17 protein-coding genes and 2 tRNA genes are annotated in these 19,110 nt (G+C 54.5%); 10 read left to right on the forward strand and 9 right to left on the reverse strand.

Annotated features, from left to right (window positions below):
• Positions 1 to 2,024, forward strand: a 2,024-nt coding sequence (hypF, locus tag FDX01_RS09260) for a carbamoyltransferase HypF (protein ID WP_249360928.1), incomplete at its 5' end; no start/stop codon positions are given.
• Positions 2,025 to 2,141: 117 nt separating this feature from the next.
• Here hypF and norW read toward each other — a convergent pair.
• Both norW and norV read right to left on the reverse strand, forming a co-directional pair.
• The gene (norW, locus tag FDX01_RS09265; RefSeq protein ID WP_096755975.1) at positions 2,142 to 3,275 is read right to left on the reverse strand and encodes an NADH:flavorubredoxin reductase NorW; all 1,134 of its coding nucleotides are present in this window, start codon (positions 3,273 to 3,275) and stop codon (positions 2,142 to 2,144) included.
• Positions 3,272 to 4,720, reverse strand: coding sequence for an anaerobic nitric oxide reductase flavorubredoxin (norV, locus tag FDX01_RS09270; protein ID WP_096755976.1), 1,449 nt, complete (start codon positions 4,718 to 4,720; stop codon positions 3,272 to 3,274). Before norV ends, norW begins: the two co-directional genes overlap by 4 nt.
• Positions 4,721 to 4,911: 191 nt before the next feature.
• On the opposite strand from norV, the gene norR reads away from it, so the two are divergent.
• The gene (norR, locus tag FDX01_RS09275; RefSeq protein ID WP_096755977.1) at positions 4,912 to 6,435 is read left to right on the forward strand and encodes a nitric oxide reductase transcriptional regulator NorR; all 1,524 of its coding nucleotides are present in this window, start codon (positions 4,912 to 4,914) and stop codon (positions 6,433 to 6,435) included.
• On the opposite strand, the gene gutQ is transcribed toward norR, so the two are convergent.
• The 7 genes from gutQ to srlA all read right to left on the reverse strand — a co-directional run bounded on the left by gutQ (position 6,432) and on the right by srlA (position 11,535).
• The gene (gene gutQ / locus FDX01_RS09280) at positions 6,432 to 7,397 is read right to left on the reverse strand and encodes an arabinose-5-phosphate isomerase GutQ (RefSeq protein WP_096755978.1); all 966 of its coding nucleotides are present in this window, start codon (positions 7,395 to 7,397) and stop codon (positions 6,432 to 6,434) included. The two genes, norR and gutQ, sit on opposite strands and share 4 nt — an antisense overlap.
• The gene (locus tag FDX01_RS09285) at positions 7,390 to 8,163 is read right to left on the reverse strand and encodes a DNA-binding transcriptional repressor (RefSeq protein ID WP_117343186.1); all 774 of its coding nucleotides are present in this window, start codon (positions 8,161 to 8,163) and stop codon (positions 7,390 to 7,392) included. Before FDX01_RS09285 ends, gutQ begins: the two co-directional genes overlap by 8 nt.
• Positions 8,164 to 8,369: 206 nt before the next feature.
• Complete coding sequence (gutM, locus tag FDX01_RS09290; RefSeq protein ID WP_115257635.1) at positions 8,370 to 8,729, reverse strand: transcriptional regulator GutM; 360 nt, start codon at positions 8,727 to 8,729, stop codon at positions 8,370 to 8,372.
• Between the two features lie 101 nt (positions 8,730 to 8,830).
• Positions 8,831 to 9,610 carry a sorbitol-6-phosphate dehydrogenase gene (gene srlD, locus FDX01_RS09295; protein WP_115257636.1) on the reverse strand — a complete coding sequence of 260 codons (780 nt, stop codon included), beginning with the start codon at positions 9,608 to 9,610 and terminating at the stop codon, positions 8,831 to 8,833.
• A 17-nt stretch (positions 9,611 to 9,627) separates the two neighbouring features.
• The gene (gene srlB / locus FDX01_RS09300; protein WP_096755982.1) at positions 9,628 to 9,990 is read right to left on the reverse strand and encodes a PTS glucitol/sorbitol transporter subunit IIA; all 363 of its coding nucleotides are present in this window, start codon (positions 9,988 to 9,990) and stop codon (positions 9,628 to 9,630) included.
• Positions 9,991 to 10,003: 13 nt separating this feature from the next.
• Positions 10,004 to 10,975: a PTS glucitol/sorbitol transporter subunit IIB gene (locus FDX01_RS09305; RefSeq protein ID WP_137399671.1), complete on the reverse strand. Its 972-nt coding sequence runs from the start codon at positions 10,973 to 10,975 to the stop codon at positions 10,004 to 10,006.
• On the reverse strand, positions 10,972 to 11,535 hold the full coding sequence (srlA, locus tag FDX01_RS09310; protein ID WP_137399672.1) for a PTS glucitol/sorbitol transporter subunit IIC: 564 nt from the start codon (positions 11,533 to 11,535) through the stop codon (positions 10,972 to 10,974). The genes FDX01_RS09305 and srlA overlap by 4 nt, the downstream gene beginning before the upstream one ends.
• A 262-nt stretch (positions 11,536 to 11,797) precedes the next feature.
• Between srlA and mltB the strand changes: the two genes are divergently transcribed.
• The 8 genes from mltB to FDX01_RS09350 all read left to right on the forward strand — a co-directional run bounded on the left by mltB (position 11,798) and on the right by FDX01_RS09350 (position 19,025).
• Positions 11,798 to 12,877 carry a lytic murein transglycosylase B gene (gene mltB / locus FDX01_RS09315; protein WP_096755985.1) on the forward strand — a complete coding sequence of 360 codons (1,080 nt, stop codon included), beginning with the start codon at positions 11,798 to 11,800 and terminating at the stop codon, positions 12,875 to 12,877.
• Positions 12,878 to 13,069: 192 nt separating this feature from the next.
• Positions 13,070 to 13,567: a nicotinamide-nucleotide amidase gene (gene pncC, locus FDX01_RS09320; protein WP_096755986.1), complete on the forward strand. Its 498-nt coding sequence runs from the start codon at positions 13,070 to 13,072 to the stop codon at positions 13,565 to 13,567.
• 92 nt (positions 13,568 to 13,659) lie between these two features.
• A complete protein-coding gene (recA, locus tag FDX01_RS09325; RefSeq protein WP_115257638.1) occupies positions 13,660 to 14,724 on the forward strand; it encodes a recombinase RecA in 1,065 nt (354 codons plus the stop codon).
• A 68-nt stretch (positions 14,725 to 14,792) separates the two neighbouring features.
• On the forward strand, positions 14,793 to 15,293 hold the full coding sequence (gene recX, locus FDX01_RS09330; protein ID WP_115257639.1) for a recombination regulator RecX: 501 nt from the start codon (positions 14,793 to 14,795) through the stop codon (positions 15,291 to 15,293).
• A 128-nt stretch (positions 15,294 to 15,421) separates the two neighbouring features.
• Positions 15,422 to 18,049, forward strand: coding sequence for an alanine--tRNA ligase (gene alaS / locus FDX01_RS09335; RefSeq protein WP_115257640.1), 2,628 nt, complete (start codon positions 15,422 to 15,424; stop codon positions 18,047 to 18,049).
• A 238-nt stretch (positions 18,050 to 18,287) separates the two neighbouring features.
• Positions 18,288 to 18,473 (forward strand): carbon storage regulator CsrA, encoded by a 186-nt coding sequence (gene csrA, locus FDX01_RS09340; RefSeq protein ID WP_000906486.1) that lies wholly within the window; start codon positions 18,288 to 18,290, stop codon positions 18,471 to 18,473.
• 379 nt (positions 18,474 to 18,852) lie between these two features.
• Positions 18,853 to 18,945 (forward strand) — tRNA-Ser (locus tag FDX01_RS09345).
• Between the two features lie 3 nt (positions 18,946 to 18,948).
• Positions 18,949 to 19,025: transfer RNA gene (locus tag FDX01_RS09350), tRNA-Arg, on the forward strand.
• Positions 19,026 to 19,110 lie beyond the last annotated feature (85 nt).

Raw genomic sequence — 19,110 nt, forward strand, 5'->3', positions numbered from 1 at the left:
TTGATAGCGTCGAGAGTGCGCCGTTTGTCTGGCAACAACGACCTGCAGATTTCTCCATCCGCCAAAGCGCTGGCGGAACGATGAATACGCAGATCGTACCGGACGCCGCAACTTGCCCTGAATGTCTTGCTGAAATGAACACCCCCGGTGAACGCCGTTATCGTTACCCTTTTATCAACTGTACCCACTGCGGCCCGCGCTTCACCATTATTCGCGCAATGCCGTATGACCGTCCGTTTACCGTCATGGCTTCATTCCCGTTGTGCCCACAATGCGATGCTGAATATCGCGATCCGTATGATCGTCGTTTTCATGCCCAGCCTGTCGCCTGCCCAGCGTGTGGCCCGCATCTGGCGTGGATAAGCGCAGACGAGCGAGCGGAAAAAGAACCGGCGTTACAGGCGGCGGTTACGCGGTTGAAAGCCGGTGGCATTGTGGCGGTTAAAGGCATTGGTGGATTTCATCTGGTCTGTGATGCGCGCAACGACGCTGCTGTGGCGCTACTCCGTCGGCGTAAACATCGCCCGGCTAAACCGCTGGCGGTAATGCTGCCGGGGGATGACGGACTGCCAGAAGCGGCACGGCGTTTGCTGACTACGCCCGCTGCCCCCATCGTGTTGGTCAATAAACAGTATGTGGTTTCACTGTGCGAAGGGATTGCGCCAGGACTTACCGAGGTCGGCGTCATGCTGCCTGCCAACCCGTTACAGCATTTGCTGTTGCAGGAGATGAAGGGGCCGCTGGTGATGACCTCCGGCAACCTTAGCGGCAGACCGCCAGCCATTACTAATGCGCAGGCGCTGGACGATTTGCACGACATTGCCGACGGCTTTTTGCTGCATAACCGCGAGATTGTGCAGCGCATGGATGACTCCGTGGTGCGAGAAAGCGGGGAGATGTTGCGTCGCTCCCGAGGCTACGTGCCGGATGCCGTGGCGCTGCCGCCAGGTTTTCGCGACGTGCCGCCGATGCTGTGCTTAGGCGCTGATCTGAAAAATACGTTCTGTCTGATCCGGGGGGAACAGGCGGTGATTAGTCAGCATCTGGGCGATCTGAGCGATGACGGCATTCAGCATCAGTGGCGCGATGCGCTGCATCTGATCCAGAACATTTATGATTTTACCCCGCAGCGTATCGTCTGCGACGCGCATCCTGGCTACGTTTCCAGCCAGTGGGCCCGTGAGATGACGTTGCCAATTGAAACGGTGCTGCACCATCATGCGCATGCTGCTGCCTGCCTGGCTGAGCACGGCTGGCCGTTGAACGGTGGCGATGTCATTGCCCTGACGCTGGACGGTATCGGCATGGGCGAAAACGGTGCGCTGTGGGGTGGCGAGTGCCTAAGGGTGAATTATCGCGAATGCGAATACCTGGGTGGCTTGCCCGCGGTGGCGCTGGTGGGAGGCGATCTGGCGGCAAAACAGCCGTGGCGCAATCTGCTGGCGCAGTGTCTGCGCTTTGTGCCTGACTGGCAGCGTTATCCGGAAACAGCGTTTGTGCAGCAGCAAAACTGGAGCGTACTGGCTCGTGCCATCGAGCGTGGGATCAACGCGCCGTTGGCATCATCGTGTGGACGCTTGTTTGATGCCGTTGCCGCCGCACTGCAGTGCGCACCACAATCCCTGAGCTATGAAGGCGAGGCCGCCTGTGCGCTGGAGGCGTTAGCGTCACAATGTGCAGGCGTTGAACACCCGGTCACCATACCGCTTAACAACAACCAGTTGGATTTGGCGGTTTTCTGGCAGCAGTGGCTGAACTGGCAGGCGACTCCCCCTGAACGCGCCTGGGCTTTCCACGATGCGCTGGCGCGTGGGTTTGCCACGCTGATGCGCCAACAGGCACAGTTACGCGGTATTACGACGCTGGTATTTAGCGGGGGCGTGATGCATAACCGTTTACTGTCAGCCCGTCTGGCGTTTTATCTGCATGACTTTACGTTACTGTTCCCGCAGCGTTTACCGGCTGGGGATGGAGGATTGTCGCTGGGGCAGGGCGTGATTGCCGCGGCGCGGGCATTGCCGTAGAAATAAAAAAAGCCCCGGGACTGGCGGGGCAAGAAAAGCAAGTCGGGGCATACCGACAAGTGGCAACGCACATCCGTGTGCGTGAGGTTAATAAAACAAGCAATGGCACAACATTGTTTACACGGGCAGTGTTTTCAGCAGCGCGAAGGCCTCCTTCATACGATCTTCGCTCACCACGAAGGCACACAGTTGGCCTTCGCTGTTCATTCCTCTGGCGACCATACCTTCTGCTTCAGCCGCAATATGCCAGTTCAGATCGCGACGCTGGGTTTCCCCTGCCAGGTGTAATGGCAGCTCCGGCGTTTTGATTTTTACCAGCATGGCTGGCAGCTTCAGCGGGGCATTGCCGCCGAGCAGGTTTTTCGCCAGATACATCGCGCTGAGCTGAATCGGCTGCAGGAACGGCAGGACCTGACCATTAATTTCTGCGCAGTCACCGAGGGCGTAAATATCCGGGTGGCTGGTTTGCAGATAGCTGTCAACGCAAACGCCGCGATTGATGGTTAACCCGGCGCGACGCGCCAGCGCGGTTTCTGCACGCAGACCGGTTGCGGCAATTACCGCATCAACGTCTACACTGCGGTTACGATCGAGCGTGGCACGGATACCGGTACTGGTTTTCTCCAGACTCTGCAACTGTGATTTCAGCAGCAGGTGTACGCCCATATCGGTCAGACGATGCTGTAAACGGCTGCTGACTTCTGGCGGCATTAACGAGGCCAGAATGCTGGCGGCGTTATCGATAAGCGTCACCGCTTTACCGGCACGGCAGAAATCCATCGCCAGCTCGCTGCCAATCAAACCACCGCCAACAATCAGGACTCGCTGCGCATCGCGCAGTTGCGTTTCACAGGCGCGATACTCCTGCTGGCTGTTCAGTGTGAGCATTAACTCACGTCCGGTCACCGGCGGTACAAAGGCTGATGCCCCCGTAGCCAGCACCAGCTTGTCATACTGCCACTGCTTGTCCTGGCTTTTCACTACGTGAGCATCGGCATCGATGTCGGTCACCCAGGTGTGCGGGAACAGGCGCAAATTAAACTGTTCGGCAAACTCCCCCGCCGACTGGCGGGTGAGGTCGTCGGCACGCTGTGCCTGGCTGATAACATGGCTGAGATCGGGCTTGTTGTACTCATCGATGCTGTCAGCGGCAATCAGGGTCAGCGGGACAGTCGCATCCTGCTTACGGATATTTTTGACTAACTGGCGGGCGGCGAAGCCCGAACCAATAATGACAATTCCGCGGCTCATTTTGCCTCCGTAGCCAGTACGTCGAAGACGTCTTTGCCTAATGAACATTCCGGGCACAGGAAGTTTTCCGGCACGTCGCTCCACGGTGTACCCGGTGCGACATCCTGCAGCGGCTCGCCTTTCTCTGGATCGTAGATCCACTGGCAAACGCTGCACTGCATGCAAGGTCCAAGGTCAGCGGCCGCGGCGGCGGCACAGGCGCACTCTTCCTCTTTGGTTGCGGCTTTGACGCTGGTTTCCGGCAGTGGAGCGAGCGCCCACTGACGTGCAATTTCACGACCGTGCTGACGGCACAGTTCCAGCGCATCCAGATCCGGGCGCCATTTGGCTTTCAGGCTCAGGGACATTTCAAAACCGGCATCCTGCAGACGCGTGGACAGACGGTCTACCGCACCGCCGCTCCAGCCGTGTGAGCCGAAGGCGCTGGCGCGTTTATTGCGAAAACGCAGGCCGGTCATCTCTTCGACCAGACCGGCGATCTTCGGCATCATCACGTTGTTCATCGTGGAGGTGCCGACCAGCACGCCTTTAGAGCGGAAGACGTTCGTCAGGACTTCGTTTTTATCGCTGCGGGCGACGTTAAAGATTTTCACTGCCACGTTCGGGTCAACTTCGTTGATGCCCTGGGCAATGGCGTCGGCCATCATACGGGTGTTATTGGACATGGTGTCGTAGAAAATGGTGATGCGGTCTTCCTGATAATCCGCCGCCCATTTCAGGTACATCTCAACGATCTGCGTTGGGTTGTCGCGCCATACCACACCGTGAGAGGTGGCAATCATGTCAACCGGCAGATTGAAGCCGAGGATTTCAGTGATTTTTGGCGTAACCAGGCGGCTGAACGGTGTCAGGATGTTGGCGTAGTAGCGCTGGCACTGTTCGAACAGTTCAGTCTGATCTACTTCGTCGTTGAACAGACGTTCGTCACAGTAGTGCTGACCAAAAGCATCGTTACTGAACAGCACGGCGTCACCGGTCATGTAAGTCATCATGCTGTCCGGCCAGTGCAGCATCGGGGTTTCAACGAAGATCAGCTGTTTGCCATTACCGATATCCAGTGAGTCACCGGTTTTTACCACGTTGAAGTTCCATTCCGGGTGATGGTGGTGGCCGGTGATGGAGTCAATAGCGTTAGCGGTGCAGTAAATCGGCGTGTCCGGGATGCAGGACATCAGCTCGGTCAGCGCACCGGCGTGGTCTTCTTCTGCATGGTTAATGATGATGTAGTCAATATCTGCCAGGTCAATTTCATTGCGCAGATTCTGCACGAATTCACGGCTAAACTTGTGGTCTACTGTATCGATCAGGACATTTTTTTCTTCACGGATAAGATAGCTGTTGTAGCTGCTACCGCGCAGCGTTTTGTATTCGGTCCCGTGGAAATCACGAACTTCCCAGTCACGTTGGCCAACCCAATGAATGTTATTTTTAACCAGAATAGACATAGCAACCTCAGTAATTAATTTAGCGTGTTTCTAAAAAAGATGTTTTGCTTATTGCAGGTTGCGTGCCAACTTTTTACTTAATTGATTTATAACAGTTTAATGTTTTACCTCTCTAAATGAGCTGTCAAAATGACTATGCTTTTTGTTGTCAATATGACAATATGCATTGTCAAAATGACAATGAGGTAGCCATGAGTTTTTCCGTTGATGTGCTGGCGGGTATCGCCATTGAATTACAAAGCGGTATTGGGCATCAGGATCGTTTTCAACGCCTGATCACGACGCTGCGTCAGGTGCTGGAGTGTGATGCGTCGGCGCTGCTGCGCTATGAGTCACGACAGTTTATTCCGCTGGCGATCGACGGGCTGGCGCAGGATGTTCTCGGCAGACGTTTTACGCTGGAGGGGCATCCGCGTCTGGAAGCGATTGCCCGCGCCGGGGACGTGGTGCGTTTTCCAGCCGACAGCGATTTGCCCGATCCGTACGATGGGCTGATCCCCGGCCAGGAAAGCCTGAAGGTCCATGCCTGCATTGGGCTGCCGCTGTTTGCCGGACAAAATTTGATTGGCGCGCTGACGCTGGATGGTATGGAGCCAGATCAGTTCGATGTCTTCAGCGATGAAGAGCTTAGGTTGATTGCCGCACTGGCGGCGGGGGCGCTGAGCAATGCGCTGCTGATTGAACAGCTGGAAAGCCAGAATATGCTGCCGGGTTCGTCCACCGCTTTCGAACAGGTGACGGAAACGCAGATGATAGGCCTGTCGCCTAATATGATGCAGCTGAAAAAAGAGATTGAAATTGTGGCAGGCTCCGATCTTAACGTCTTAATCAGCGGCGAAACGGGAACCGGGAAAGAGCTGGTGGCGAAAGCAATTCATGAAGGCTCTCCGCGTGCGGTGAATCCGCTGGTGTATCTCAACTGTGCCGCGTTGCCAGAAAGCGTCGCGGAAAGCGAACTGTTTGGCCATGTGAAAGGCGCCTTTACCGGGGCAATCAGCAACCGTAGCGGCAAGTTTGAAATGGCGGACAACGGCACGCTGTTCCTGGACGAGATTGGCGAACTGTCACTGGCGTTGCAGGCCAAGCTGCTGCGCGTGTTGCAGTACGGTGATATTCAGCGAGTGGGTGACGATCGCAGCTTGCGGGTGGATGTTCGCGTGCTGGCAGCCACCAACCGTGATTTACGCGAAGAGGTGCTGGCCGGGAATTTCCGCGCCGACCTGTTCCACCGTCTGAGCGTCTTTCCCCTTTCGGTGCCACCGCTGCGTGAGCGCGGTGAAGATGTGGTTTTGCTGGCGGGTTATTTTTGCGAACAGTGCCGGCTGCGGCTGGGACTTTCCCGTGTGGTGCTAAGCCCTGGTGCGCGTCGCCATCTGCTGAGCTACGGTTGGCCGGGTAACGTGCGTGAGCTGGAACATGCTATTCATCGTGCGGTGGTGCTGGCCAGGGCAACAAGGGCAGGGGATGAAGTGGTGCTGGAGCCGCAGCACTTTGCCTTACAGGAAGAGGCGCATACGCCGCAGGCTGAAGCCGACGTCATGGCGGAGATCCCGCAGAATCACAATCTGCGCGAAGCCACGGAGTCTTTTCAGCGGGAGATGATCCGCCGGGCGCTGGCGCAGAATAACCATAGCTGGGCGGCAAGCGCGCGGGCGCTGGAAACCGACGTCGCCAACCTGCATCGGCTGGCGAAGCGTCTGGGACTGAAGGATTAGAGAATGCCCGCCTGATAAAAATCCTGCAGGTTAATTGCGCCGGTGAGTTTGCCGTTTTCATCCACCACCGGTGCGGCAGTGATTTTGCGCTTCATCAGAACCTCTTTGGCGTCAATCGCGCGGCTTTGTGCCTGCAGCGTGACGCCATTCGGGGTCATCGCTTCGCGTACTTCCGTGCTGAGTGCGCCGCCACCAACCAGCCAGCGACGCAGGTCACCGTCGGTAAAGACACCTTTCACCAGAGACTGCTCGTCGCAGACCGCCACCAGACCCAGACCGGTGCGGCTCAGTTCCAGCATGGCGTCCATAACGCTGGTAGTAAGCGTCACCTGCGGTACGGCGTCGTCGCGACGCATCAGGTGGTGCACCTTGTTTAACAGACGAGCGCCCAGTGCTCCGGCTGGATGAGAACGCGCAAAATCCTCTTCGTTAAAACCGCGCGCTTGCATGACGGCAATTGCCAGCGCATCGCCCATCATCAGTGTGTTGACGGTGCTGGAGGTGGGTGCCAGACGCATCGGACAGGCTTCACGTTCAACCGAAATATCCAGTACGGCTTTGGCGGCCAGACCTAATGGCGAGGTGGGTTTTCCGGTCATCGCCAGCAGCGCGACGGATTTGTCTTCCAGACGCGGAATGATGAGATCCAACTCTTTCGCGCCGCCGGAGTAGGAGATGAAGAGCATCACATCGCGGCTTTCAATCATGCCTAAGTCGCCGTGCAGTGCTTCCGCTGGATGCACGAAGAATGCCGGGGTGCCGGTGCTGGCGAGGGTCGCGGCGATTTTTTTGCCAATATGGCCAGACTTACCAATTCCGGAGACAATCACTTTGCCTTCGCAGTGGATGATAGTATTGGCGGCACGAACAAAGTCATCGCCAAGGCGCTCTGGCAGTCGGCTGGCTTCCTGGAGTTCCAGCATTAACGTCTGACGGCCCGCGTTCAGTAGTGCATCACTCATTGGTTTCTCCGGTTATGATCACTTCTATCCCTTTTGCTTCCAGCGCCTGACGAAATACAGGGTCGATGCCCGCATCAGTAATCAGCTTGTCGACGCTTTCCAGACTGCATACCACATTGGGGCTTTTGCGCCCGAATTTCGACGAGTCCGCCATCAGAATCACTTCGCGAGCGGCATTGCACATCGCCTTGCTGACGGTATAGACCTCATTAAAGGTGGTCACACCCGCATTCAGATCGATGCCGTCGGTCCCCATGAAGAGTTTATCAAAACTGAACTGCTCGAAGGCATTTTCTGCCAGCTGTCCGTGAAATGACGCCGATTTTTTGCGAAATGTCCCGCCGGGCATCAGGATAGTTTGCTCGTTGTCCAGTTCCGAAAGGGCGTTAACAATGTGCAGGCTGTTGGTCATCACGGTGATGTTACTAAAGCGGGTGAGCATCGGCACCATCTGCAAAACGGTGCTGCCTGCGTCGAGAATGATTGAGTCGCCGTCGTGAATAAAACGCACGGCGGCTTCGGCAATTTGCGCTTTTTTATGCGTGTTGATAAGCGTTTTGTGATCGATGGGCGGGTCAGATTCGTCTTTGTTTAATACTACGCCGCCATAGGTGCGAATGACGGTGCCGGCATTTTCCAGAGTGACCAGGTCTTTGCGAATGGTCGTGCCGGTTGTGTCAAAGTAGTGGGCCAGTTCTTCAACCGAGCATTTTCCCTGCTTTTGCAGGTGCTCCAGTATGGCAGCCTGACGCTGACGAGGTTTCATAGGCGTGATTACCCTGACTTATGTATATACCCGTCATACTTCAAGCTGCATGTGCGTAGGCTTTATTCGGCCTTACGGCCTCACCCCTTCGGGGCCAGCGCAAGCGCTGTTCAAAACAGCCGAGGCGTTTTGTCCTGCAACTCGAATTATTTAGGGTGTAGGTTGCAAAATGATAATTTCGCAAGCTAATAGCATTCATAACGAAATTATCCATGTTTCAGTTTAAGCGCCAATGATAGTGCATTTTGGGAGAGAGGATCATGGGGAAAGATCACATCAGGCTGTAATTCATCAAGATGTTTGCCCATTATCGGGGCAATTTTGCCTGGTCTGGCGAATACGGTAAGACCTTTCATAAATAACGTATCAGTTACCCGCTGTTGCTCATCCAGAGCGATAGCAACCACAACGCGCGGTTTAAAACGTCCGCCGGAACGCCCGACGCCGACCCGACCCTGCTGACAAAGCTTGTCGAACGCGCGATTAAAGCGGGATATTTGCCAGCCGCCCAGCGCTAGCTGTAGGCACCAGGCGATGGCGGCGACGGTAATCAGTGCGGAAACCATGTTATTGCTCCTTGATTATATGCCGGGTGGCGCTACGCTTACCCGGCCTACAGGGAGGGCGTAGGTCGGATAAGGTGAAACCGCCATCCGGCAATTCAACATTAGAACATCACCTGACCGCCGGTGACGTTAATCGATTGTCCGGTGCAGTAAGACGCTTTCGGGCTGGCGTAAAACAGCAACATGTTCAGCACGTCCTGATAATCGCAGCCGCGCTTGAGTGGGACCTTATCCACATAGTACTGCTCCACTTCATCCGGTTTGAGGCCAAGCTTGGTGGCATACTGTGGTAACAACGACTGGAACATCGGTGATTTCAACAGATTACCGAGCATCAAGGAATGCACGGTAATCCCGTATTCCGCGAGATCCAGCGCCAGTGACTGGGTTAATCCCACGCCGCCGAATTTTGCTGCGCTGTAACCTGAGTTGTGTTTGCTGCCCACTTTGCCGGATTTTGAGTTGATCTGGATAATGCGCCCCTGCACGCCGTCGCGGATCATCAGGCGTGAGAATTCACGTGCACAGAGGAAATAACCGACCAGATTCACCTGCAGCGAGCGGTCGAAATCTCCAAGCTCAAAGTCGCTGATAAACGCCGCTTTGGCGATACCGGCACTGTAAACCAGCAGGTCGGCGCGACCGAATATCTCATCTACCCCGCGTGATAGCGCCAGCACGCTTTGTTCGCTGGTGGCGTCGGCACCAAAGCCGTAAGCGGTACCCTCACCAAACTCGGCATTAATTTCCTGCGCCACGTTTGCGGCTTTATCGCTTTGAATATCGACCACCGCAACGCGGTATCCCTCTGTCGCAAGCCCACGGCAAAGGAATGCCCCCAGGGTCTGGCCTCCACCAATGACAACGGCAACTTGATTCATTTTTCTCTCCTTTACGCTTAAGCAACAAACTTCAAAATACAGCCCGGCGCGATGGCGTCCGGTACCGGCCCCGCAACGTGTACGGTGCCAGGAAATTCCGCTTCACTCTGTCCGTCGAAGCGCAGGGTGATATGCCCCAGTTCACGCAAGTTCATTTCTGCCACACTACCCACGGCGGTGACTGGGTAGCGATGCTGGCCCAGCTCAAACTGAATACCCGCCTGCAGAACGCCATTTAGCTCGCCGTGGCAGTGGATGAAACAAAACTCTTCGATATCCGCAGGCGCGCCTTCACGAAAGGTAATCAGCATCTGGTCACAGAGTGCATCCGGTGCGCTCTGGCCAATGCGGGTGATGGTGGTTTGATAGATCACGGTCATCTTTGAGCGCCTCTTATTGATAAATAAAGCCGGAAACAAACCAGGCGATGAGAACGGTAGGCGCGCCGGTCAGGAAGCGGCTTACCAGTACGGACGGCACGCCGACGCGCACGGTGTCCTGACGGGCTTCTGCCAGTGATAATCCCACAGGGATGAAGTCACAGGCGGCCTGGGCATTAATCGCGAATAGCGCAGGCAGCGCCAGATGTGGAGGGATGTTACCCAGACCAATCTGCACACCAATCAATACGCCGATAACCTGAGCGATCACCGCGCCTGGGCCGAGGAATGGCGACAGCAGCGGGAAGGAACAGATTAATGCCAACGTCACGAGCCCCAGCGGATGGCTGGCCAGCGGCGCCAGGCCGTGGGCGATCCAGTCACCCAGACCGGAGGCCATGATGATGCCGATCAACGCCGAGACGAATGCCATAAACGGCAGAATGGTTTTCAGTACGGTATCAATCGTGTCTCGCCCGGACTGGAACAATACCGCCACGGCGGAACCCATGCCCATGCCGACTTTCGCCAGCAGGCCATCGCTCTGTTCAGTGATCTTTTTACTGGTGTCGTAGTCGCGACCCGCCGTGGTGCCTGCCGGTGGTGGCGTCGCGGCGGCTTCACCGACTGCGGTAATGTTGTCTTCTTTGACGCCGGAGACATAAATATCTTCGGTAATGTACTGCGCCAGTGGGCCGGACTTCCCGGTGGAATGAATGTTAATTGTCGGAATCCGGCGTTTCGGGTAAATACCGCAGCGTAGCGTGCCGCCGCAGTCGATGATGGCTGCGCCGATTTCGTCTTCTGCAGGCTCGCCCTCTTTAAAGCCATCAATAGCCTGCCAACCGGTTAATTGCGCCAGCTTGTCGACAATCGCCGGGCGTGTTCCTGCGGTGATATAGACAATTTTCTTACCGGGGGGTGCGTCCAGTTCAAGCGGGCCACCCCAGCCACCGGTACCTCTTTCAATACGAATACGCCTCATGATGTCGCTCCCGCCAGATGGACTTTCTGCTCAAGTTGAATGCCCATTTTCTTTTCGAAGATGGAGGTGGTGAGGTCGGTCACCCAGCCGCGGAAGAAGTTTGTCACCAGGCCAACCAGCAGATAGCTCACCGCGAGTGGACCGAGCGGCAGGCCAAGCGTGGTCAGGCCGCTGGCGATCCCAAGATAGACAAACAGTTCGCCGGGATTGATGTGTGGAAACAGCCCGTTCATTGAGTGGCAGCTATAAGAGGCTGCCGCGTAGTAACTGGGTTTGTACTTCTCGGGCATAAACCGGCCCAGACTCAACGTCATCGGATTACAAAAAACAAAGGTGCCGATGCACGGCAGCAGTAGATAGCGAGACAGCGGGTTTCCGGCACAGCGTTGAGCAAAACGTTCAATTCGGTGCTGGCCAATAAAGTTAATGAGCGCGTTCATGATGACCAGCAGGCTAATTAACAGCGGAAGAATCCCGGTGACCATGCTGGTGAACACTTCTCCGCCTTTCTGAAACAGCCCGATGAACCACTCTGCGCCCAGGGTGATGGTGTCGATCATTATTCTCTCCTGTAGGGGGTTGGGAATTTGCTAGAACGTGGCTTATTTTAATCACAATGAAAGATTTTAAAGTGTTATTTTGATCGCAAAATGAAAGATAAATATTTTATTGTGAAAGTTATTGCGTGAGGGATCGCAAATGGGGTGGTAAACGGTGAAAGGGGCGGTAAATTCTGCGAAGGAGCGCGACTACCGCTTCCTTGTGTGGCGGTGGATGCTTTACCATACTTCTCTCTGGCTGAATCTGTTTAATGGATGTCTCATGTTCAAGCGTCGTTATGTAGCATTACTTCCCCTTTGTGTGTTGCTTGCTGCCTGTAGTAGCAAACCAAAACCTTCAGAGACTCAAACGACAACGGGTACGCCTTCTGGCGGCTTCCTGCTTGAGCCGCAACACAACGTCATGCTGTCGGGCGGCGACTTCGCCAATAATCCGAATGCGCAACAGTTCATCGATAAAATGGTGAGCAAGCACGGCTTTGACCGTCAGCAGTTGCAGGAGATCCTGTCGCAGGCCAAACGTCTGGACTACGTTCTGCGCTTGATGGACCGTCAGGCACCGACAACGCAGCCGCCAGCCGGGCCTAACGGCGCATGGCTGCGCTATCGCAAGCAGTTCATCACGCCAGATAACGTGCAAAATGGCGTGGCGTTCTGGAACCAGCATGAAGATGCGTTGAAGCGCGCATGGCAGGTCTACGGCGTACCACCGGAAATTATTGTTGGCATTATCGGTGTCGAAACCCGCTGGGGCCGCGTGATGGGTAAAACGCGTATTCTGGATGCGCTGGCGACGCTGTCGTTTAACTATCCGCGTCGGGCGGAATACTTCTCCGGTGAGCTGGAAACCTTCCTGCTGATGGCTCGAGATGAAAGCGATGACCCGCTGGACTTGAAAGGCTCCTTTGCCGGTGCAATGGGCTACGGGCAGTTCATGCCGTCCTCTTACAAAGAATATGCGGTTGATTTCAATGGCGATGGGCACATCAACCTGTGGGATCCGGAGGATGCCATAGGCAGTGTGGCAAACTACTTTAAAGGTCACGGTTGGGTGAAAGGCGATACGGTGGCGGTGCCGGCAAATGGCCAGGCGCCAGGGCTGGCAAACGGGTTTAAAACCCAGTACAGCATTTCTCAGCTTGCGGCTGCAGGTCTGACGCCGCAGCAGTCGTTGGGTAACCATCAGCAGGCCAGCCTGCTGCGTCTGGATATTGGCACCGGTTACCAATACTGGTACGGGCTGCCGAACTTCTACACCATTACCCGCTACAACCACAGCACGCATTACGCGATGGCCGTCTGGCAATTAGGTCAGGCTGTAGCGCTGGCGCGCGTACAGTAATTACCCGCAACCGGCCTACAGGAGGAAACCTCTTGTAGGCCGGATAGGATGCCTGGCACCGCCATCCGGCAGATCTTCTTGACGCGACGGATCTATTTCCGGAATCCCCCTCGTAAATTACTCTCCTCATCCCCACATTTGTTTTGAAAGTGCTATCTTGTCCGGCATATTTTTTAACTGACAGAGGCTGAAATGACCGACAGTGAACTGATGCAGTTAAGTGAACAGGTAGGGCTGGCATTGAAAGCGCGCGGCGCGACGATGACCACCGCAGAGTCCTGTACCGGCGGTTGGGTAGCGAAAGTCATTACGGATATCGCCGGCAGTTCCGCCTGGTTTGAGCGCGGATTTGTGACCTACAGTAACGAAGCCAAGTCGCAGATGATTGGTGTGCGAGAAGCGACGCTGGCACAGCATGGCGCGGTGAGTGAACCGGTGGTTGTTGAAATGGCCATTGGCGCGCTAAAAGCGGCCCGTGCTGATTTCGCCGTTTCTATAAGCGGAGTTGCCGGGCCGGACGGTGGCAGCGAAGACAAGCCGGTTGGGACCGTCTGGTTTGCCTTTGCCAGCGTAAGCGGCGAGGGGATCACGCGCCGGGAATGCTTCAGCGGCGACCGCGATGCGGTGCGTAGACAGGCGACCGCCTATGCGTTACAGACCCTGTGGCAACAATTTCTACAAAATACTTGATACTGTATGAGCATACAGTATAATTGCGTCAACAGAACATCATCTTTCACGATTCTTGGTTCAACCCGAGAGTGGCATGACAGGAGTAATTAATGGCTATCGACGAAAACAAACAGAAAGCGTTGGCGGCAGCGCTGGGCCAGATCGAAAAGCAATTCGGTAAAGGCTCCATCATGCGCCTGGGTGAAGACCGTTCCATGGACGTGGAAACCATCTCCACCGGTTCGCTTTCTCTGGATATCGCATTGGGTGCAGGCGGTTTGCCGATGGGGCGTATCGTCGAAATCTACGGGCCAGAATCCTCCGGTAAAACAACCCTGACGCTGCAGGTGATTGCTGCCGCACAGCGTGAAGGTAAAACCTGTGCGTTCATCGATGCAGAACACGCGCTTGACCCTGTTTATGCCCGTAAGCTTGGTGTTGATATCGACAACCTGCTGTGTTCTCAGCCAGATACCGGTGAACAAGCGCTGGAAATCTGTGACGCACTGGCGCGTTCCGGTGCCGTAGACGTTATCGTTGTTGACTCCGTTGCCGCGCTGACGCCGAAGGCGGAAATCGAAGGCGAGATCGGTGACTCTCACATGGGCCTCGCGGCACGTATGATGAGCCAGGCGATGCGTAAACTGGCGGGTAACCTGAAACAGTCCAATACGCTGCTGATTTTCATCAACCAGATCCGTATGAAGATTGGCGTCATGTTCGGTAACCCGGAAACCACGACCGGTGGTAACGCACTGAAATTCTACGCCTCTGTTCGTCTGGACATCCGTCGTATTGGCGCGGTGAAAGAGGGCGATAACGTAGTCGGTAGTGAAACCCGCGTTAAGGTCGTGAAAAACAAAATTGCTGCGCCGTTTAAACAGGCCGAATTCCAGATCCTTTACGGTGAAGGCATCAACTTCTACGGTGAACTGGTTGACCTGGGCGTGAAAGAGAAGTTGATTGAAAAAGCCGGCGCATGGTACAGCTACAACGGTGAAAAAATTGGTCAGGGTAAAGCGAACGCAACCAACTGGCTGAAAGAAAACCCGACTACCGCAAAAGAAATTGAGAAAAAAGTTCGCGAGTTACTGCTCAATAACCAGGATTCAAAACCGGACTTCTCCGTTGATGACAGCAGTGAAGGCGTAAAAGAAACGAACGAAGATTTCTGATAATCTGATTTTATCGTATAAAAAGGGCTGCATATGATGCGGCCCTTTTCCATTTCTGAAGGTGCACTATGACAGATTCAACGTCTCGCCGATCCGCGTATTCTCGACTGCTTGACCGCGCTGTGCGCATACTTGCCATGCGCGATCACAGTGAGCAGGAACTGCGACGGAAACTGGCTGCCCCGGTTATGGGAAAAAATGGACCGGAAGAAATTGATGCTACGCCAGAGGATTACGATAAGGTTATTGCCTGGTGTATAGAAAGCCGCTACCTGGATGACGACCGTTTCGTTCAGCAATTTATCGCCAGTCGTAGCCGTAAAGGCTATGGCCCCGCACGTGTGCGCCAGGAGTTGGGACAGAAAGGTATTTCCCGCGAAGCCATCGAACGCGCGATGCGTGAATGTGAGATTGAGTGGGCGCAGTTGGCGCGAGATCAAGCCATCAGAAAATACGGTGAGCCCTTGCCGGTGGATTTTGCAGAAAAGGTGAAGGTCCAGCGTTTTTTGCTCTATCGCGGCTATCTGATGGAAGATATTCAGACAATATGGCGAAATTTTGACGATTGAGCGCATACGGGATTTTACTTCCCCGTGAAGAAAACTTATCTTATTCCCACTTTTCGATTGCCAGCGGCGCTGTTTACGTGCCTGTGCTGGTGATGACATTTCGTTAGCTTGATTTCTTCAGGATAATTATGAGCAAGAGCACTGCTGAGATCCGTCAGGCGTTTCTCGATTTTTTCCACAGTAAAGGACATCAGGTAGTTGCCAGCAGCTCCCTGGTTCCAAACAATGACCCTACTTTGTTGTTTACCAACGCCGGGATGAACCAGTTCAAGGATGTTTTCCTTGGTCTCGACAAGCGTAATTATTCCCGCGCAACCACTTCGCAGCGTTGCGTACGTGCGGGCGGTAAACACAATGATCTGGAAAACGTCGGCTACACTGCACGTCACCATACTTTCTTCGAAATGCTGGGTAACTTCAGCTTCGGCGATTACTTCAAACACGACGCCATCCAGTATGCATGGGAACTGCTGACCGGTGAAAACTGGTTTGCCCTGCCGAAAGAGCGTCTGTGGGTAACCGTTTACGAAACTGACGATGAAGCCTTTGAAATCTGGGAGAAAGAAGTCGGTATTCCGCGCGAACGTATCATCCGTATTGGTGATAACAAAGGTGCGGCCTATGCCTCCGACAACTTCTGGCAGATGGGTGACACCGGTCCTTGCGGTCCGTGCACCGAAATTTTCTACGATCACGGCGACCACATTTGGGGTGGCCCTCCGGGAAGCGCAGAAGAAGATGGCGATCGCTACATTGAGATCTGGAACATCGTCTTCATGCAGTTTAACCGTCAGGCTGACGGTACTATGGAACCGCTGCCGAAGCCGTCCGTAGATACCGGTATGGGTCTGGAGCGTATTGCAGCTGTGCTGCAACACGTTAACTCCAACTACGATATTGACCTGTTCCGCGCGCTGATTGAATCCGTGGCGAAAGTCACCGGTGCTACCGATCTGAGCAACAAATCGCTGCGCGTGATTGCCGACCATATCCGTTCCTGCGCGTTCCTGATTGCCGATGGTGTTGTGCCGTCGAATGAAAACCGCGGCTATGTGCTGCGTCGTATCATTCGTCGTGCGGTGCGTCATGGCAACATGCTGGGCGCGAAAGACACCTTCTTCTACAAGCTGGTGGGGCCGCTGGTCGAGGTGATGGGTTCTGCGGGTGAAGAACTGAAGCGTCAGCAGGCACTGGTTGAGCAGGTTCTGAAAACTGAAGAAGAGCAGTTTGCCCGCACGCTGGAGCGTGGTCTGGCTCTGCTGGATGAAGAACTGGCAAAACTGTCCGGCGATACGCTGGATGGCGAAACCGCCTTCCGCCTGTACGATACCTACGGCTTCCCGGTTGACCTGACGGCAGACGTTTGCCGTGAGCGCAACATCAAGGTTGACGAAGCGGGCTTTGAAGCCGCAATGGAAGAACAGCGTCGTCGCGCGCGTGAAGCCAGCGGTTTTGGTGCCGACTACAATGCGATGATTCGCGTTGAGGGTACCTCTGAATTTAAAGGCTACGAGCATCTGGAACTGAACGGTAAAGTTACCGCGCTGTTTGTAGATGGTAAAGCGGTAGACGCAATTAACGCAGGCCAGGAAGCTGTTGTCGTCCTTGACCAGACGCCGTTCTATGCGGAATCAGGTGGTCAGGTTGGCGATAAAGGCGAACTGAAAGGTGCGGGCTTTGCGTTTGCGGTTAGCGATACGCAAAAATATGGCCAGGCAATTGGTCACATCGGCAAACTGTCTGCGGGTTCTCTGAAAGTGGGCGATGCCGTGCAGGCTGACGTCGATGAAGCGCGTCGTGCGCGTATTCGTTTGAACCACTCCGCAACGCACCTGATGCATGCGGCGCTGCGCCAGGTTCTGGGCACGCACGTGGCACAGAAAGGCTCACTGGTTAACGATAAAATTCTGCGTTTCGACTTCTCTCATACCGAAGCGATGAAACCAGCTGAAATTCGTGCTGTTGAAGATCTGGTGAATGCGCAAATTCGTCGCAACCTGCCGATTGAAACTAACATCATGGATCTCGACGCGGCGAAAGCCAAAGGCGCAATGGCGCTGTTTGGCGAGAAATATGATGACCACGTGCGCGTACTGAGCATGGGGGATTTCTCTACCGAACTGTGTGGTGGTACTCACGCTAGCCGTACCGGTGATATCGGCCTGTTCCGCATCGTGTCTGAGTCCGGTACTGCAGCGGGTGTGCGTCGTATCGAAGCTGTAACCGGCGAAGGTGCTATCAATACCGTGCGTGCTGAGAGCGACCGCTTAAGCGAGATAGCGCATCTGCTGAAAGGTGATAGCCAGAATATCGGTGACAAAGTGCGTTCCGTACTGGAGCGTACGCGTCAGCTCGAGAAAGAATTGCAGCAATTGAAGGAACAGGCCGCCGCGCAGGAGAGTGCAAATCTTTCCAGTAAAGCGGTTGATATCAACGGCGTGAAACTGCTGGTCAGCGAACTGACCGACGTTGAACCTAAAATGCTGCGTACCATGGTTGATGATCTGAAAAATCAGCTGGGGTCTACCGTTATCGTACTGGCAACGGTAGTTGAAGGTAAGGTTTCTCTGATTGCGGGCGTGTCTAAGGATGTGACTGACCGTGTGAAAGCAGGGGAACTGATTGGCATGGTCGCTCAGCAGGTAGGCGGTAAGGGTGGTGGTCGTCCGGACATGGCGCAAGCCGGTGGTACGGATGCCGCAGCTCTGCCTACAGCGTTAGCCAGTGTGAAAGGCTGGGTCAGCGCAAAACTGTAATAATTATAAGCGTAATCCAACGCTGCGGAGGTCAATCTGCAGCGTTTGCATCAACGCTATCGACAACGATAAAGTCAGGTTGAAGTTGTGTATATCGGCTAAACTTAGGTTTAACAGAATGTGATGCCGTGACTGCTTACACTTAGGTGTTTGTCATCGCTTACTTTTTGGCGTTATATGATGGATAATGCCGGGATACAGAGAGACCCGACTCTTTTAATCTTTCAAGGAGCAAAGAATGCTGATTCTGACTCGTCGAGTTGGTGAAACCCTCATGATTGGCGATGAGGTCACCGTGACAGTTTTAGGGGTGAAGGGCAACCAGGTACGCATCGGCGTAAACGCCCCGAAAGAAGTTTCTGTCCATCGGGAAGAGATCTACCAGCGTATCCAGGCTGAAAAATCCCAGCAGTCCAGTTACTAAGGTTTTCGCGTCTCACCTTTCTGGTGAGGCGCAACCTGATTTAGCGCCTCTCTTTTCCTGTTTCTGTTACTTTTCCTTTTCGCTTTACCTCCTGACACCCATCTTGTTCTTCTGATTTCACGCTGTTTTCACTGCTGCACTGCACTTTTTGCCTTTTCCTCAATTTTTCTGTTTGCCCGCCCCCCCGAGAAAACGCCAATTTATCTGTTGATAAAACACTCTTTTTGCCGTTTTTGCAGACTAATTGCGCGTGAAATGTGCAAACGATAAAAGCACTGGAAAAATTGTTTGACTTATAAGTACCAGAAAGTAATATGTGCGCCACGCAGCGACGATGAGCAGAAACAAGTTCTTCGAAGCACTCGCAAGAGGCGTTGTTGGTGAGGTGGCCGAGAGGCTGAAGGCGCTCCCCTGCTAAGGGAGTATGCGGTCAAAAGCTGCATCCGGGGTTCGAATCCCCGCCTCACCGCCATTTGCATCCGTAGCTCAGCTGGATAGAGTACTCGGCTACGAACCGAGCGGTCGGAGGTTCGAATCCTCCCGGATGCACCATCTCTTACTTGATGTCGCTTTTATAGTGATATCAATATCGGCAGTAAAATAAGTTCCCTGATGCATCCGTAGCTCAGCTGGATAG

The organism is Citrobacter sp. wls613, from assembly GCF_005281195.1.
In the GTDB taxonomy this organism is placed as follows: domain Bacteria; phylum Pseudomonadota; class Gammaproteobacteria; order Enterobacterales; family Enterobacteriaceae; genus Citrobacter; species Citrobacter gillenii.

Coding starts and splice junctions, on each gene's coding strand:
- FDX01_RS09305 (WP_137399671.1), bottom strand. CDS start 10,975: ATGAGGCGTATTCGTATTGAAAGAGGTACCGGTGGCTGGGGTGGCCCG.
- srlA (WP_137399672.1), bottom strand. CDS start 11,535: ATGATCGACACCATCACCCTGGGCGCAGAGTGGTTCATCGGGCTGTTT.
- FDX01_RS09285 (WP_117343186.1), bottom strand. CDS start 8,163: ATGAAACCTCGTCAGCGTCAGGCTGCCATACTGGAGCACCTGCAAAAG.
- norV (WP_096755976.1), bottom strand. CDS start 4,720: ATGTCTATTCTGGTTAAAAATAACATTCATTGGGTTGGCCAACGTGAC.
- gutM (WP_115257635.1), bottom strand. CDS start 8,729: ATGGTTTCCGCACTGATTACCGTCGCCGCCATCGCCTGGTGCCTACAG.
- pncC (WP_096755986.1), top strand. CDS start 13,070: ATGACCGACAGTGAACTGATGCAGTTAAGTGAACAGGTAGGGCTGGCA.
- norR (WP_096755977.1), top strand. CDS start 4,912: ATGAGTTTTTCCGTTGATGTGCTGGCGGGTATCGCCATTGAATTACAA.
- alaS (WP_115257640.1), top strand. CDS start 15,422: ATGAGCAAGAGCACTGCTGAGATCCGTCAGGCGTTTCTCGATTTTTTC.
- srlD (WP_115257636.1), bottom strand. CDS start 9,610: ATGAATCAAGTTGCCGTTGTCATTGGTGGAGGCCAGACCCTGGGGGCA.
- csrA (WP_000906486.1), top strand. CDS start 18,288: ATGCTGATTCTGACTCGTCGAGTTGGTGAAACCCTCATGATTGGCGAT.
- gutQ (WP_096755978.1), bottom strand. CDS start 7,397: ATGAGTGATGCACTACTGAACGCGGGCCGTCAGACGTTAATGCTGGAA.
- recX (WP_115257639.1), top strand. CDS start 14,793: ATGACAGATTCAACGTCTCGCCGATCCGCGTATTCTCGACTGCTTGAC.
- recA (WP_115257638.1), top strand. CDS start 13,660: ATGGCTATCGACGAAAACAAACAGAAAGCGTTGGCGGCAGCGCTGGGC.
- srlB (WP_096755982.1), bottom strand. CDS start 9,990: ATGACCGTGATCTATCAAACCACCATCACCCGCATTGGCCAGAGCGCA.
- norW (WP_096755975.1), bottom strand. CDS start 3,275: ATGAGCCGCGGAATTGTCATTATTGGTTCGGGCTTCGCCGCCCGCCAG.
- mltB (WP_096755985.1), top strand. CDS start 11,798: ATGTTCAAGCGTCGTTATGTAGCATTACTTCCCCTTTGTGTGTTGCTT.